The 15,091-nt window shown below is 44.5% G+C and carries 15 protein-coding genes and 1 riboswitch; of the genes, 9 read left to right on the forward strand and 6 right to left on the reverse strand.

Annotated elements, in window-relative coordinates:
* Positions 1–361: 361 nt before the first annotated feature.
* A complete protein-coding gene (locus PO771_RS08815; protein WP_272562896.1) occupies positions 362–952 on the reverse strand; it encodes a hypothetical protein in 591 nt (196 codons plus the stop codon).
* 384 nt (positions 953–1,336) lie between these two features.
* Entirely contained in the window at positions 1,337–2,203 is an 867-nt protein-coding gene (locus PO771_RS08820) for a hypothetical protein (RefSeq protein ID WP_272562897.1), read from the reverse strand.
* A gap of 554 nt (positions 2,204–2,757) precedes the next feature.
* On the opposite strand from PO771_RS08820, the gene PO771_RS08825 reads away from it, so the two are divergent.
* From PO771_RS08825 to PO771_RS08835, 3 genes are read left to right on the forward strand one after another with little or no spacing between them, the layout of a single operon-like run.
* Positions 2,758–2,898, forward strand: a complete 141-nt coding sequence (locus PO771_RS08825) for a hypothetical protein (RefSeq protein ID WP_272562898.1) — start codon at positions 2,758–2,760, stop codon at positions 2,896–2,898.
* 53 nt (positions 2,899–2,951) lie between these two features.
* Positions 2,952–4,505, forward strand: coding sequence for a recombinase family protein (locus PO771_RS08830; RefSeq protein ID WP_272562899.1), 1,554 nt, complete (start codon positions 2,952–2,954; stop codon positions 4,503–4,505).
* A 32-nt stretch (positions 4,506–4,537) separates the two neighbouring features.
* Positions 4,538–4,792, forward strand: a complete 255-nt coding sequence (locus PO771_RS08835; RefSeq protein WP_272562900.1) for an IDEAL domain-containing protein — start codon at positions 4,538–4,540, stop codon at positions 4,790–4,792.
* A gap of 22 nt (positions 4,793–4,814) precedes the next feature.
* On the opposite strand, the gene PO771_RS08840 is transcribed toward PO771_RS08835, so the two are convergent.
* Both PO771_RS08840 and PO771_RS08845 read right to left on the reverse strand, forming a co-directional pair.
* Positions 4,815–5,042, reverse strand: coding sequence for a hypothetical protein (locus PO771_RS08840; protein WP_272562901.1), 228 nt, complete (start codon positions 5,040–5,042; stop codon positions 4,815–4,817).
* Between the two features lie 132 nt (positions 5,043–5,174).
* Positions 5,175–5,381 carry a YrzA family protein gene (locus tag PO771_RS08845; RefSeq protein ID WP_272562902.1) on the reverse strand — a complete coding sequence of 69 codons (207 nt, stop codon included), beginning with the start codon at positions 5,379–5,381 and terminating at the stop codon, positions 5,175–5,177.
* Between the two features lie 126 nt (positions 5,382–5,507).
* Here PO771_RS08845 and PO771_RS08850 point away from each other — a divergent pair, with 126 nt between their 5' ends.
* Together PO771_RS08850 and PO771_RS08855 are read left to right on the forward strand one after the other, a co-directional pair.
* Positions 5,508–5,936, forward strand: coding sequence for a hypothetical protein (locus tag PO771_RS08850; RefSeq protein ID WP_272562903.1), 429 nt, complete (start codon positions 5,508–5,510; stop codon positions 5,934–5,936).
* Complete coding sequence (locus tag PO771_RS08855) at positions 5,924–6,223, forward strand: YxcD family protein (RefSeq protein ID WP_272562905.1); 300 nt, start codon at positions 5,924–5,926, stop codon at positions 6,221–6,223. Before PO771_RS08850 ends, PO771_RS08855 begins: the two co-directional genes overlap by 13 nt.
* Before the next feature lie 74 nt (positions 6,224–6,297).
* Here the strand turns inward: PO771_RS08855 and PO771_RS08860 are convergent, their stop codons facing one another.
* On the reverse strand, positions 6,298–7,467 hold the full coding sequence (locus PO771_RS08860; RefSeq protein ID WP_272562906.1) for an MFS transporter: 1,170 nt from the start codon (positions 7,465–7,467) through the stop codon (positions 6,298–6,300).
* Between the two features lie 180 nt (positions 7,468–7,647).
* Between PO771_RS08860 and PO771_RS08865 the strand changes: the two genes are divergently transcribed.
* Both PO771_RS08865 and PO771_RS08870 read left to right on the forward strand, forming a co-directional pair.
* A complete protein-coding gene (locus tag PO771_RS08865; protein WP_272562907.1) occupies positions 7,648–8,838 on the forward strand; it encodes a CapA family protein in 1,191 nt (396 codons plus the stop codon).
* A gap of 151 nt (positions 8,839–8,989) precedes the next feature.
* Complete coding sequence (locus PO771_RS08870; RefSeq protein WP_272562908.1) at positions 8,990–10,729, forward strand: DUF4855 domain-containing protein; 1,740 nt, start codon at positions 8,990–8,992, stop codon at positions 10,727–10,729.
* Between the two features lie 53 nt (positions 10,730–10,782).
* Here PO771_RS08870 and PO771_RS08875 read toward each other — a convergent pair whose 3' ends face one another.
* A complete protein-coding gene (locus tag PO771_RS08875) occupies positions 10,783–11,775 on the reverse strand; it encodes a hypothetical protein (protein WP_272562909.1) in 993 nt (330 codons plus the stop codon).
* Positions 11,776–11,900: 125 nt separating this feature from the next.
* On the opposite strand from PO771_RS08875, the gene PO771_RS08880 reads away from it, so the two are divergent.
* Both PO771_RS08880 and PO771_RS08885 read left to right on the forward strand, forming a co-directional pair.
* Positions 11,901–13,316 carry a methyl-accepting chemotaxis protein gene (locus PO771_RS08880; protein WP_272562910.1) on the forward strand — a complete coding sequence of 472 codons (1,416 nt, stop codon included), beginning with the start codon at positions 11,901–11,903 and terminating at the stop codon, positions 13,314–13,316.
* Between the two features lie 109 nt (positions 13,317–13,425).
* Complete coding sequence (locus PO771_RS08885) at positions 13,426–14,766, forward strand: amino acid permease (protein ID WP_272562911.1); 1,341 nt, start codon at positions 13,426–13,428, stop codon at positions 14,764–14,766.
* Positions 14,767–14,891: 125 nt separating this feature from the next.
* Positions 14,892–15,082: riboswitch (Lysine riboswitch) on the forward strand.
* Positions 15,083–15,091 lie beyond the last annotated feature (9 nt).

Consider the following 15,091-nt stretch of genomic DNA (forward strand, 5'->3'; position numbering starts at 1 on the left):
GTGGCAACAAAACCAGCCCATCTGCTTACGATAGCTAATAAGCGTTCATGCAGGCAAGGAGTTGGTAGGTATGGAGCATTTCAGTATCGGGGACTGGGTTACTTTTCCTTATAATGATAAAGGTAAGCTATCGTGTTCATAACTGATAAGCGAAAGGAATGGGGATGAACTCTTTCCTTCGCCTATCAGGAGGGAATACAAGTGTTTATCTTGGCGAAGAAATTTCCAAATAGAACCGAATGATTTGTACCAGCTAGGAGCACTACTACCCATTTATTCAGATGAATTCAGAAATAACTTAGATGAGAAGTTTAGTCACTAGAATAGAAGAAGGACTCCGTTTGGGAGTCCTTCGTTTTACTTATCGTGTCTTAGTTGCACTTCCACTATTAATGATAACATATGCACTGTGCTTCCCATTTTTCAATTGGTATCCAGTTACTTTTAGTACCAAATCCATGTATTTTCCGTTATAAGAAATCGTTACCGGATATTCCCCATTTTTGGTAGCTGTGATGATGCCTTTTTTATCTACAGAGATAGGCGTTCCTTTTTTGATTTCCCATGTTACTTTGTCGGTGATGTCAACAGAATGACCACCTATAATTTGAGATTTGCCACTAGTTATATAATCAGCATAAACAGTGATCTTATTTTGCACGACATTATCTTTCCCAAAACTTCTTTCAATTGGAGCAGGATACAATTTAAAATCAGCATTTTCCGTTTTCGTATCATCTTTCGGCGGAGTAGTCGGAGTCGATGGTGTAGATGGAGTAGTAGGAACGGCCGACTCTGTGATAACAAGTTGTCCTCTCGTCTCCTGAACTGTGTATCCAGATTCTTGTGCCAGAGCCTTTAATTCTGCGAGTGAGTATGACTTTGCAAAAGCAGCAACGGGAAATGCTAATAGAGTAGCGGCTACTGTAGTAACAGCAATAAACTTTTTCATTTTTTCCTCTCCCTTTTATATGTTTGTATTAGGGGTGATATAAACTATCGACTTTCGTTTCTCAAGAATTCGATCATGTCGTTTGCAACTTTATCAATTGAGACTTTATGAGCATATCTGTTGTAAATTATTATATCAAAGAACTTATTTGTTTAAAGAAAAATTTTACAGTTTTACGTTGTGTTAGGGATCATTTTCCATATATTCATAGATTGAAATACATTAAAATCAGAGCAGTTGTATCAGCAAGTAGCGGACAGAGGATGCATACTTGCTGTGTTTAATATTGAAATAAGAGAAGATCGAAAATTACAGATAAATATAATAAAACCCCAATATAAGGAATGTGTACAATTCCTTATATTGGGGTATCTTTTGGATTTTTTATTTAAGAACAACTGTACAACTAGGAACGCCGTTTATTTTTTGAAAATCTTTTATCTCAATAACATATGAGCGCTTTAAATATTTATATTGTACGAAAACCGATGATTGACCATTTTTTGTAGGAATAATCTTATTTCCTTTTCCTAAGGTAAAAGGAGCATCAGAGTCCACTTCCCAGGTCGCTTCATCAGTTACAGTATATGTGTTTTTCCCGTCTTTACTCGTTGAATAGGTAGCGTCGAGTAAAAGTTTATACTCTTTAACCCCTGTTTTACTTTCAGTTTTTTCAAGCTGTGGATGGAGCTCGAAACTCTCAAAGTAATCTCTATTATCGTTAAACCATCTTTGCGTATCAGATGCTTTAACGGAGTAAGTAGGTTGTTTATTTACCACTTCATAATTTGTTACAGTAAGAGTCACGCGTATTTTTTTTCCATCGTATTCGATAAATACGTTACCAGCCCCATTTTTTGTAGCGATAATTGTTCCGTCTCTTTGGATGGTAAAGGGTGCTCCCTTTTCAATAGTCCATTTTGCATTTTGAGTAATATTAAAAGTATCTTTTGAGTTTTGGTTTGAAGAAAAAACCCCGATAATTGCAAGTTTATTTTTTGTTATATTGTTAACTGTGTAATCCTGTACTTCGGCATATATCCGTGATGCTTTGCCTTGAGGTTTTTGCGCGGTATTTGGTTTCGTAGGAGTAGTTGGCTTCGTAATGGTAATCTGCGTACTTGTTTCTGTAACTTTCAAGCCTTCTTTCGCCGCTAATGCTTTAATCTCAGCGATGCTATCAGCAAATACGGAAACAGGAGCTAATACTAGGGTGGATGCGGCAATTGTGGTACCAATAAACTTTTTCACTTTCCTCTCCCCTTTTTCCAAGATATGTTTTTATTGGTACTATTGTATCCCTTGATTGAGAGGTTTGTCATTTGTTTTTTATACAGTTTTTACCTTGGCCTGGATGTTCTAGGCTTTTTTATATGTCCTAAAAGTCGGTTGCCTGGGCATTTTGATCAATCGCTCGTACGACCATTAGGATACGTCATATCGTGTTTGCGCTCGGTAGTTTATCGTGATCAGCGCACAGATAGCTGATCGTATTGTGCTATACACTCCTGGCTTTTATATGGGGGAAGGGAAGAGGCTAAGAATAGAAATACTGCGTAATAGGATAGCATACAGGTAGGAATTAATGTAAAATGTAGGGGAAATAAAGAGGGGCAAGCTATGGATATAGCAGCGATTGTTGTAACTATTTTAGTAATTAAATATGAATATATGGAATAGCTACTCGTTTTGGGTGGCTTTTTTCTTTTCTTGAATAAATTTGTCTTTCGGCTGAAATTTAAGCAAAGCGTAGTAAATAGTACAATCCCGCTACCACATAAGGTAGTAATGAGGTGATGCTAACGATGATCGTGCTCAAAGAAGAGTTTGGAGAAAAAAGCATTTACGACTGGCTGGCCTATCGTCTTGTCCAGTTGCACAAAGAAACATATGGGGATGATAACGTACAGATTATCTGGAAGGAGAAAGAAGAGGTACAGATATAGAAACTTTAGCCATCCGCTTTGGGTGGCTCTCTTTTTACTGGGGGTGAGAACGGATGGAGAAGATACCGGTTGCCATGTATGCGCGTGTATCAACGGGGAAAATCGAGCAAAGTGAATCGACAGAACATCAAATTAGCCAGCTTATGGCGCATTTAAAGAGTATGGGGGAACAATATTACACCGCTTCTGAACTTCACTACATAGATGAAGCGTTTAGCGGATACTATACGAAAATGGAAGAACGCCCTGCCTTTAAGCAGATGATTGAAGACGCAAAGGTAGGGAAGTTTAACATGCTTTTGCTCCGTGAAATCTCGCGGGTTGGCAGGGACGATGAAGAAAATTTACGGTTCGTCAATCGCTTCCGAGCGCTTGGTGTTCGTATCAAGTCGCTACATGACGGGTTTGATTCAGATGTTCCAGGATCAGAGCTTGGTTTTAAAGTGAAGAATATGATTGCTCAGATTGAAAGTGAGCGGATTAGCGCACGGGTAAGTGCCGGAATGCGTGAAAAAGCTAAAAAAGGAACATGGATGGGGTCAATGGTTCCGATCGGGTATGTCCGGGACAAAAATACGCAAAAGCTTGTCATTGATGAATCGTATGCTCCTATCATACGCGACATTTTCCACATGTATGTGTTCGAAAGACTCGGTACAACAAAAATTTGCGATATTTTAAATGAGCGAGGGGATCGGACAAAGAGCGGTAAGCTGTTCCTTCGCTCTCATCTTCGCCAGATCATCCAAAATCCTGTTTACATCGGGCAAGTCACGTACGGGAGAACAAGGGCGCAGCTTAACAGAGAATATGATGACAGCGGCAATTTGTCACAAAAAAATATGAAGCTGATCAAAACGAATGATCCTGTCGTTGTAGAAGATGCTCACCAGGCTATTATCGATAAACTCACCTTCTGTAAAGCACAAGAAATTATGAAGGAACGTGGTGGAATCATCGACAGGCGGACACCACGACATGCTAAGTATCCGCTGGTAGGCATTGCAAAATGTGGACTTTGCGGGGCCGGGATGCTTACATCAAAAGCATTGAAGTCAAAGAAGAGTAGGATTTATTTGCGTTATTATCGATGCGGTAATTGGCATAAGGGAGGGAAAGTGGCGTGTTCTGGTATCTCGATTCGTGCAGATAAGCTGGAAGGTGAAATTTTTAATCGGTTGTTTAAACATTTACAAAAACTCGATATGCAGCGTATTGCATCGAAGGGAGCTGCTGAAACAAAAAGGTTAGAAGATAAACTTATGAAAATGGGGCAGGAGAAAAAAAAGCTGATAAATAAGCAAACAGAAATTGCTTTACGTTCTGATTTATTTTCTAGCGATGCTTTTGCAAACACGATGAATATCATCAAACGCCAGATCGAAAATGTTACAGAGCAGAGTGACATCATTGAACGTCAGCTCACCGAGATTCGGGGTAAGGACGCGAATGTGCTTATAATGTCCCAACTTCTTGAAAGAATGAAGAAAACCAGTCTAAACGACATGTTGGAATTACGAGCGATTTTTCAGGAATTGATCGAGAAGGTAATTGTAGAGGATGCTAATACAGTAAGTTTGATCTTATATAAGTACACATTCAAATAAAAACCTTTTATTATGCACATAAAGGTAAAACATTGCTTCTTACCGGCTATGTCAAAGAAATGAACAAAGCGCAGTTGATGATGACGGTATTCGTGCCCACAGTACGGGACTCAGCAGCGGCTGCCGCCGTACGCAGCGGTCATTTCCGTGTTCCGTTGGATGTCGCAGAATGCATAAGTGACATGCAGTTGAAGCGGGAAGATTTTGATACGCTTATCGATATGGCACTCGATAGTAGGGATCAGAACTGGTTTGAAGAGCTGGCGAATAGACGGACACAAGTGTAGCGGTCGAGAGGCCGCTACACTTTTATTTTATCGTTCGAACGAACAATCGCTCAAGTTGGGAGGTATACGCAATGAAAGCCGTGTGAGACAGCATACCGAGCTGGTAGTAGCGGCATAACTCCTCAAACTCAGGACTATGGTACATTCGCCGCCATGACAGGCGCGGGATATGCCCACGAACAAGCCGGGCCAGATGGCGTTTTAAAAGGGGAAGTGGGATATTGGCATGAGGGAAGGAATCGTGCAGCATGGGAAAACCTCCGTAGCTATGTAAGATGTTTCCCAGTTTGTCCGATTTGGTACTTGTTCATACGATTGGGTCCACTACATAAAACCCGCAAGACCGGAAGGTGGCTTGCGGGCAGGCTGAGAGACACATCAGCTACTTTGCTTTGAAATGAACAACTGCAGTGTACAGCGGGCGGCCAGTTTCCGGTTGGAACGCAACCTGATGGGTAACAGAATGTACGCCAAGCAGAAGTACTTTGTTATTTTCGATTTGCTCTTCGATTTTTCTCTCAAGCGTGCGCAGGTCACCTGCTTCGAAAAATTCGATTTTATCTTCAATACGTTCAAGAGTAAGCTTCATATGGATGGGACTCCTTCTATCTACCAAGTTTCTTTTCGTTTATTATAAAAAACATGAAACTTTTGTACAACCTGTCCGTATTGAATAGTATAACTCATCAAGAATAGTAGAGAGGGGAACAAAGACATGAAGAAAGTAATGACAATGCTGCTGGCTGTTGCAGTAATGTTTGGAGCAGGCGGCTTTGTGACGGTTGATCATGCCTACGCGAAAGGGTATAAGTCAGGCAAAAGTTCGTTCCAGCCAAGCAAGAGTTCGACGCCGCAGACGAATCAATCACAGTTCAAAAATTCTACTAATACAAGCACACCAACAAAAAATACAGCCCCAGCAGCAACACCGAGTAAGGGTGGCTTTATGAAAGGTCTCATTGCGGGTGGCCTGGCAGGAATGCTTTTTGGTAGCCTGCTTGGAAACATGGGCGCACTTGGTTCTATTCTCGGTCTACTGGTGAATGTTCTGGCGATTATGCTGATTGTTGGGATTGTACGTAAGCTGTATATGGCATACAAAGAACGTAAACGCGAGAAGGAAGCGAACGTATGGAGACAATAACTTTGTACGAGCAAGATTTAGTTAATGCGCTCTGCTTGCTAGAAGCAGAAAAAAAGCAAAAAGATCCATCCTCATTTGAAGTGGAGTTAATGTGGGATGAAGAGTATGGATTTTCGGCGGAAGTTACAGAAGGCGACCGCAGTCGTATCTTAATTGAGGCCAATCTGATTGAAGCGGTACGTTTTTGGCTTCGCTATCAGCATGGACGTGATCCATTTTCGGCCCGTCTGGAATTGAAGCTTGAAGAAGAGCACGGCATTGTCGCCTATGCCACATACGGTGCGTAAATAAAGAAGAGGCTGTCTCGCTAGTCATTTGACTTTGAGACAGCCTCTTTCTGTTTTTATCAGGTTATTGATAGTTAAGCCTGTGTTTGTGTCTGTGTATCGCGTCCAGCGTATACACGGTACAAAATAAACGCCACAATTGTCAGCAGTGCACCAGACATATACGGCAGGCCGATCTGAATGGAGTACAAGGCACCACCGATAGGCGGGCCAGCAATACGGCCTAATGAATCGACAGATGACAGCAGACCGGACGCACTGCCCTGACCGACTGTTGTCCGTTTCGTAACAAGTGCAGATACGCTCGGACGAATAACGCCGTTACCGAGTGCAAAGATTGTCAAATACAGTGCTGCTGTTGCAAAGCTGTGCGTAAGCAAAATAAGACCGAAGCCAATCGCGGATACGACAAGCCCCATCTGAATGACGGTACCTTCTCCGTATTTCTTCGTTAGTCTACCAATAAGCCCGCCCTGCACAAGTGCTCCGGCGAAGCCCATAATCATAAAAATGTAGCCGAGATGTTTCGAATCAATGCCTGCCTGCTTCGCTGCGAAATACGCAAACGTTGTTTCCAAACCCGCCATGGAAAATGTGATAAAAAACTGTAGCGCATACAGCATTGTAAGCGGACCGCTAAACGCTTTCCAAACGGATTCTTTTTTGGCGGCCTGATTGGTGCGTTTCTCCGGTGGAAGCGACTCTTTGAGAGCGACTCCTACAAAGAGCATCGTAGCGGCAGACACGCAGCCTGCGATGAGAAACGGCATGCTTAGGCTGTGGCTTGAGAAGATGCCGCCGATTGCCGGACCGAAAATAAAGCCAAGTCCGACAGCCGCCCCTACTACGCCCATGCCCTTGCTTCGGTTCTCAGGCGTCGTTACATCTGCAACGTAGGCTGTAACTGTTGGCATGTTCGCAGACGAGAGCATACCGGCCAGAATACGTGCGGCAAACAGCATCCATAATTGAGACGAGAATGCGAACAGAAAGAACGATAGAGAGAGTCCAGCAATCCCGACCAGCATAACCGGCTTACGTCCAATTCGGTCGGATAGGCGTCCCCACATCGGAGCAAATAAAAACTGCATGATGGAGTATACCGCCATGAGCCAGCCAAGCTGTCCTGGTGTGGCCCCAAGTTTTTCCGCATAAAACGGAAGAACCGGAATAATGATGCCGAAGCCGACCATGACAAGAAACATGACGGCAAATAAAATCGGCAGAGCTTTTTTATTTTCCATACGTACACCTCATTTATGAAAACATTAATCCATGTTGAGTAGTCTGTGACTGATTATAGTTCTGTGAAAACATCGAGTCAAGCGAGAAAGTGTCTAAAGACGGCTAACAAAAAAGGAATGACCAGGATTTCCCCGAATACATTCTTGTGAGAGAACAAGAGAAGACAGGAGCAGGGGAAAATGGGGGAACTTCGGAAAAAAATGGTGATCAGTCTTGGTGTGATGTTGCTGATCGCTTTTAACATTGGCATGTGGAGTTATCTGGCTCGGGAATACCGTACGTATGATACCATGCAGGATTCTGGCGTTGTAATGGCGGCAGAGACTGAATCGTCCGCTGCGGCAGACAGTTATGTCACTGTGCCAAAGCCAGCCACGGCAGAGACGAAGAAAGGTGAACAGACATCACCTGTGCGCTCTGATGATGTTCGCATTGTCGTCAGTGCGGCTGGAGATGTGACGCTTGGCACAGATGAATCGTTTTCGTATGCCGGAAGCTTTCCACAGGAAGTGCAGCGAAGCGGCTATGATCATTTTGTGAAGAACATCCGCCCGATTTTTACGAAAGATGACCTAACCATGGTCAATCTTGAAGGAACGCTTACGAATGCGACAGCCAAAGCGCAAAAAACATTTCGATTTAAAGGGAGTCCTGACTATGCCGCGATTCTCGTCCGAGGTGGGATAGATGCGGTCAATGTTGCAAATAACCATAGTCATGATTATTTGCAGCGTGGATTCAATGATACGCTTGCTGCCTTGCAAAAGTCCGGGGTTGGCTATTTTGGTTACACAAAAGCGTACACCAAAACAATCAAAGGCGTTACAGTGGGCGTACTTGGCTATGAAGGATGGAAAAGTGACCAAGGGCTACGTGACCAGATTAAGCGCGATATTATTGCGCTGCGCAAACAAGGTGTGAAAATCGTTGTTGTTAACTTCCATTGGGGGATAGAGCGGAGTTATGCTCCTAATGTGACACAGCAAGCACTTGGCAAGTGGGCGATTGATGCAGGCGCTGATTTAGTCGTAGGTCATCACCCGCATGTCGTGCAGGGCATTCAGGAATACAAAGGAAAGTACATTGTATACAGCCTGGGTAATTTTATCTTTGGTGGTAACCGAAATCCATCAGATAAAGATACCTTTATTTTTCAGCAGGCGTTTCATCTGATAGATGGAAATCTTACTACGCAAAAAGAAATCGCGATCATTCCGATGTCTACGTCATCGGTGGCGGTGCGCAATAATTATCAGCCAACACGTTTGTCTGGTAAAGAAGCTATGCGCGTATGGAATAAAATACAGACATCAAGTAAGCCGTTCGGTTCGCTTGACTGGAAACAGATTCAGCAAGCACAGCTTCCTTAGTAAGATACGATAAACGAATACAAAAGCCGCCTTTCTTCATAGAAAGTGCGGCTTTTGTATTCCATTTTTGGCGGGCAGTGCTATACTACAGATTGGAACCAACTGGAACTAAGCGTTCCGTACATAACTACATAGACAGGAGGAGAGAAAAGTGGGGATCGGGAATTGTTTATCTCGCCTGAACCAGCTGGCGTGGAGTTTATGCTTATTGGTTGTGCTGCTGGCTGTCGGCAGCGGTGACGCGCGAGCTGCATCGTCCGAGTCGTATGAAGCATACATATGGAAAGATATACCATATTATGCTGCACCGCTTCCATCTGGGCCCGCGGTGCAGCCAGCTAAGGCACAACCTGCCGCATTACCCGTACAGCCGCTCGGGATTGTCAAACAAAAACCGGGAGCGTATCCGATACTAGATCGGCAAGGCGAATGGCTCAAACTGCAGATCCGTGAAGGAACGGAAGAGAAGGAAGGCTGGGTGCGAATCCAGCAAGATGCTCTTTATATTCGTACCCTTCCAGCTAAGTCCGGGGACGATCAGACACCTCTGCAAGTATACAAGTTTCTTCAGCATCCAGTTACGGTATACAAGGAAGCCGATTCGCGTCTGGGGAAATTGATGGAGATTTTGCCACAGCGTATTCAGGTGCTAAAGCAAAATAATGGCTGGTATCAAATTCGGACTGATGTAGGCCCAGGCTGGCTGTATGCCGGATCGGACTATGTAACAGACAAGCTTGGTGTCCATAAAATTACTGTTGTGAAACCAGCTGCGCTGTATCCGTATGCGGCTACATTTTGGCCGTCGACTGGAAAGGTAACAGAAGTTCCATTTGAGACGGTGGCTTATGCGAGTTTTGGAAAATGGTATTTAATTGATTACAAAGGTGTGAATCAGTGGCTGTACGCACCGAATGGGGAAGTAACATCTGCCCAGGCCGAGTTTACGAATCGGAAAACAGAGGCGAATGGCTATGTGGGGAATACGACGTTTATGACGGACCCAAAAACGACGCGTCCGGCTGATTTGCTGCACCGGATGACGGTTGAGTTTGAAGGAAAGCAACAGCCATTTCTTGAAACGTTCATTGTGCGTCCGGCTGGGCAGGCAGAACGTGGATTTACATTCGAGACGTATAATGCAGCTGACCCTGATGGACAGGCTAAGCTGACTGCGTATGCTGCCGATTTATTTGCTCCGGGAGACCAGATGGATCAACTGGAGAAGGCGGCGATGAAAGCACGTATCTTACTGAATGATCCTAACTATAAAGTGAATGTGATTATCGGTCTGCCAAATCCGGTTGGCAATGGCGTTGATACAGCCGCTCGGTTACGCATGGTCCGAGTATTTGAAGATACGCTTCTAAAGCAGTGGAATAAAGCGAATCCACAGGCACTTCACTTTGTCGGATTTTACTGGACACATGAGATGGTAGCCGATGCGGACCGCAAGTTTGTGCAGGAAGTGGCTGCTTCTATTCATGAGAAGGGATATAAGTTTTACTGGGCGCCGTATTATCAGGCGGCCAATGCGGAGCAGTGGAAGTCCCTTGGCTTTGACTTTGCCTGGCTGCAGCCGAATCATTATTTTGCCAGCGAAAAGCATCCGGGTGAAGACTTACTCGGTGAAACATACAATCTGTCGCGTCAGACTGGAGCGGGCACAATGCTTGAGTGGAACTGGGCGTTTTTGAGTACTCCGGAAAATGTAAGCTCGCTGAATGCGTATCTTGATCGAGGACGGCTCATTGGTGCGCATCGGACAAGTTTGCTTTTGTATGATGGAGAAGGAGCGATTGATGCGTTTTTTAGCAGCTATAACAAATCGCTTGATGGAATTCGGAAGAAGTTTTTCACCTATATGTTAAATCCGAACGCTCCATACTAAATAAAGCTAGCAAAAAAGCAGAGATGCACAGGCATCTCTGCTTTTTTATACGGTTATTTTGTTTTCTCGATCAATGTGCTATTAATTTCAATCGCATGATTGGCTGAGTTCAGTGACAGATCGCCAAGAATGCGATTGCCTTGTGATACGATCATTGTGACGCTCCAATTTCCGGATGCCGGGAATGTCAGTGTATCTGCACCAGATGTGTATGTACCACTGTGCCAGTTATCGGCTATCACATGGTAGGTGATCGTTTCATCTTTGCCTAGAGTCGGCAGTGGGATCGTAAGCGTATGATCGCGCACGGTTGTCTGTTTGGCGATGCGGTATAACGTATCGGTCCAGTAGCCGGAATCACTTGTCGAATAGGCTGTTTTAGCCCGACGTAAGTTGTCCTGAATCGTCCCGATCTGGGTGCGGCGGTAACTATCAAGAGCTGGATGCGTGCCTTCGGTTTGTGGGCATGTACTGATCGTTCCGTCAAGCTTACGGTCCGCCATTCCTTTGAGCAGCTGGACGAATTCGACCCGACTGATTACGCTTCCTGCATCAAATCCTTCAATAGTTTTTTCTGTTTTACCCTGGGACAAGCCTTTTTCATAGAGAAAGGCAATGGCACTGTCTGTCTGATAGTTATATCCTTTGACAGCAGCAAGCAGACGAGCAGCCTGTCCACGTGTTAGCGATTTGGTATGGTCATTTGGACTGACTGCGACTGGAAGATTGTAGCGTTTGGCCAGCTCGTATAGATGCTCTCCGGTTAGATCTTCGTTTTGTGTGTCGGTAAAGAAGTGGAACAACATATCGAGTGCTTCAGCTTCCGTAACGGCAGCAGCAGGGCGGATGGGCGTATCATCTGTGGCAGAACCAATAATATGAGCATCCAAAGCCCATGGAAGGGTGCCGTTTTTCCAGGCCCAGTGCTCAGCCGGCACATCAGATGGCCGAGTCGCTGCTAGTGTAGTAGAAGGAATGATACTGGCTGCTCCAATACTTAGACATGCAGCGAGCCAGATTGGTTTCCAGTTAAAAGGTATATTCATTGTTTATTCTCTCCTAAATAGTTTGCTAGTTTAATTGTACCGTTTCGTTAAAATTTTGTAAAAACATTCATGTAGATAAGTAAAAAGACTTATAATATGAAAAAAAAGAAAAAGGTGAGGCTTGTATGCTGTCTGCTTTTTTAAAAAGGGATCGTCATCTAAATAATTATACGAATAGTCATACTATGCAAATAAAGGAGATGGCCGAGAAAATTGACCAAGCTGTCGCCGGGAATTTAACCATTCGTCTATCGTTATCTGAACAGGATGAATGGTATGAGATGGGGCAGGCTGTAGATCGACTTTTAGCAGCCTATGAAAAAACGATCATTGATCTTGCGCTCTCTCTTACAGATGTTGTGTCCACTAGCATTGAAGAGAATAGCTTTGTAAATAAGATTTCGGGTGTGACCCGCGTGCTCCATGATGATATTACAAATGTGGTTGCTTCATCAGAAGAACTTGCTGCGTCAGTTACACATATCTCGGAATCTGCCGCGAGTGCGACCTCATTGCTTGAGGGAGCGGGGCAGAACATGACAGGTGGGCAGACACTGCTGAAGCGATCGCATACGGAAATGGAAGCGGTTGAATGTGGCTTTGAGTCCCTCCACAATCAGGTGGTTGCGTTACATGATCAAGTAGACGCAATTGGAGGCATGGTTGGGCTAATTAGGGAAATCGCTGACCAGACGAACTTGCTAGCATTGAATGCTGCCATTGAGGCGGCACGTGCGGGAGAAAGTGGGCGTGGCTTTGGTGTGGTGGCTGATGAGGTGCGCAAGTTGGCAGACCGTACCCAGCAGTCTGTACAAGGCATTACCGATAAGGTACAGGGCATCCAGCAGGAAACAAGGGCGACAGCAGCTCATATTGAAACATTGTCACGTTCCTCCGGAAGCGGCGTTCGATTGTCAGCAGAAGCGAACGAGATGCTCGAATGTATCATGGGCAGCATGACGAAAACAATTGATGATATTACGGGCATTGTACCGGTCCTTGAAGAACAGTCCGCTACATTTGAGGAAGTAACAGCAACGATGGCACATATGAATCAGATTACGGCAGATACAGCAAAAGGTGTCGAACAAAGTGCGGATAACTTGTACCATCTCGGTACTATCACCGAACAAATTCGGCAAAAGGTTGGCCAGTTTACGGCTGGATTTTTGCCAGGGCAATTGATTGAACTAGCCAAAACAGACCATCTATTATGGAAGTGGCGGCTGGAAAGCATGCTTGCTGGACGACTTACACTTGATAGTGAAACAGTTCGCAATCATCACATCTGCCGCCTTGGCAAATGGTATTTCGGTTCGGGGAGCGAAATGTTTGCTAACAATATAAACTTCCAACAGATTGATCGCCCGCATGCGGCGTTTCATCAGGCGTGCAGCGAAGCGATCAAGAAGTTTAATAGTGGGGATATAAAGGGATCAGAGGAGTCATATCGACAAGTAGGAGCGCTGTCACGTGAGGTGCTGCATGCGCTTGATAAGCTGCGGGACAGTGTGGATACACAGGTAAATGTTGTACGGTAAGAATAGTAAATTGAATTATCTATAAATTAAAACAACGCTGATTTGTCTTCCTTTTTTACGGTTTTACTGCTATGCTTTTGTGTAATAAAGAGTAAAGGGGAAGCGTTTCATGCAGCAAGATTCGTTACAAAAAGGATTGCTTCCGCGCCATCTGCGGATGATGGCAATTGGCGGTATGATTGGGGCCGGGATGTTTAAGGGAAGTGCAGAAACGGTTGCACTTGCAGGCCCAGGCGTGGTGCTTGCGTATTTGTTCGGCGGGGCACTCATGCTAATTGTTATGGCTGCGCTGGCTGAGATGGCCGGAGTATTTCCAAAATCAGATATTCGTGACTTGATCGCACGTGCATTCGGTACGCGTGCCGCATTTATTGCCGGTTGGCTGTACTGGATCAACTGGGTGTTAGTCATGGCGGTTGAGATCGTGGCGGCAGGCGCATTTTTGCAGTTCTGGTTTACATCGACTCCACTTTGGGTACTCAGTTTGCTCGTTGCGCTCGTCATTATTTTTATTAATTTGCTACACGTAAAATATTATGGGGAAATGGAATTCTGGCTGGCTAGCATGAAGGTTGCAACGCTGCTTGTTTTTATCGCATTAGGTGGCGCGATGATGTTTGGCGCTTTTTCAGCGGAACCAGCTCCGTACTTCACACACTATACGGCACACGGTGGATTTTTCCCGCGGGGGATAAGCGGTGTATTTGCTTCGCTACTTGTCGTTATATTTTCGTATGGTGGGGCTGAATTGCTCGGTCTTACGATTGCGGAGACAAAAGATGCAGATAAGGTGCTTCCAAGAGTGATCAAAGGAATCGTCGGGCGAGTGGTTGTTTTTTATACATTGCCGCTGCTTGTTATTTGTGGTTTGATGCCATGGAATGAGATTGCCCAAAAGGGAAGTCCGTTCGTGCAGGTGTTATCGAGTGTTGGCCTTTCAAGTGCTGCACACATTATGAATTTCATTATGCTCACGGCTGTATTTTCAGCGGCTAATTCGGGTATGTATGCAACGTCACGGATGCTGTACTCGCTTGCAAAAGGGAAAGTGGCCCCGCAAGCGTTTCTTACATTATCCAAAAATGGGGTACCGATTTTAGGGCTGATTGTAAGCGCATGTTCGCTTTTTATTGGTGTATTTGTTGCGTATGCGGCACCGGAAAATGTGTTCAACTATTTGATGGGGATTCCAGGCTTTACCGTTATGCTTATCTGGATTAGTATTTGTGTGGCCCAGTTGAAACTACGTCCTTTATATCCGACACAGCCCAGTTTTAAAGTGGCACTGTTTCCATACACAACGTGGTTTGCGGTGCTGACGCTAGGTAGCATTTTTATAAGCATTGTATGTAATCCAGATAATTTTATCAGTACACTTATTTGTATCAGCATAGTAGTTATTTTATTTATTGGCGCTCGGTTTGGCGTGGTGAATACCCCGTCACGCTAAGTGTAGGATCGAAGGCAGCGTGATCATTGCAATTGGTATAAAAATAATATTGTTTCAGATTGTTTATTTATGTATAATACAAAATATCTATAAAATAACTGAATTATAATAAATCCTCATCATCATGGTGGGGTAGAGGTCGCGGCTTTTATGAGTAGGACAGACGAGATGGGAGAACATCGAAGACGCTGTGTGAAAGGAGAAGCTGCCGAAGTTTGCACGTGTATTCTCCAACGTGCGGATTGGGGCTGTTTCCGAATAGGGGCAGAACTGTCACCTTTTGCTGTCCGGCAAAAGGTGGGGTGCTATCTTCATGGAAGGTATG

This window comes from Aneurinibacillus uraniidurans, assembly GCF_028471905.1.
In the GTDB taxonomy this organism is placed as follows: domain Bacteria; phylum Bacillota; class Bacilli; order Aneurinibacillales; family Aneurinibacillaceae; genus Aneurinibacillus; species Aneurinibacillus uraniidurans.

Bases quoted from the DNA above. Each gene is read 5' to 3' on its own strand.
- PO771_RS08815 (WP_272562896.1), bottom strand. From the start codon at position 952: ATGAAAAAGTTTATTGCTGTTACTACAGTAGCCGCTACTCTATTAGCA.
- PO771_RS08825 (WP_272562898.1), top strand. From the start codon at position 2,758: ATGATCGTGCTCAAAGAAGAGTTTGGAGAAAAAAGCATTTACGACTGG.
- PO771_RS08830 (WP_272562899.1), top strand. From the start codon at position 2,952: ATGGAGAAGATACCGGTTGCCATGTATGCGCGTGTATCAACGGGGAAA.
- PO771_RS08840 (WP_272562901.1), bottom strand. From the start codon at position 5,042: ATGCTGCACGATTCCTTCCCTCATGCCAATATCCCACTTCCCCTTTTA.
- PO771_RS08845 (WP_272562902.1), bottom strand. From the start codon at position 5,381: ATGAAGCTTACTCTTGAACGTATTGAAGATAAAATCGAATTTTTCGAA.
- PO771_RS08850 (WP_272562903.1), top strand. From the start codon at position 5,508: ATGAAGAAAGTAATGACAATGCTGCTGGCTGTTGCAGTAATGTTTGGA.
- PO771_RS08855 (WP_272562905.1), top strand. From the start codon at position 5,924: ATGGAGACAATAACTTTGTACGAGCAAGATTTAGTTAATGCGCTCTGC.
- PO771_RS08860 (WP_272562906.1), bottom strand. From the start codon at position 7,467: ATGGAAAATAAAAAAGCTCTGCCGATTTTATTTGCCGTCATGTTTCTT.
- PO771_RS08865 (WP_272562907.1), top strand. From the start codon at position 7,648: ATGGGGGAACTTCGGAAAAAAATGGTGATCAGTCTTGGTGTGATGTTG.
- PO771_RS08875 (WP_272562909.1), bottom strand. From the start codon at position 11,775: ATGAATATACCTTTTAACTGGAAACCAATCTGGCTCGCTGCATGTCTA.
- PO771_RS08880 (WP_272562910.1), top strand. From the start codon at position 11,901: ATGCTGTCTGCTTTTTTAAAAAGGGATCGTCATCTAAATAATTATACG.
- PO771_RS08885 (WP_272562911.1), top strand. From the start codon at position 13,426: ATGCAGCAAGATTCGTTACAAAAAGGATTGCTTCCGCGCCATCTGCGG.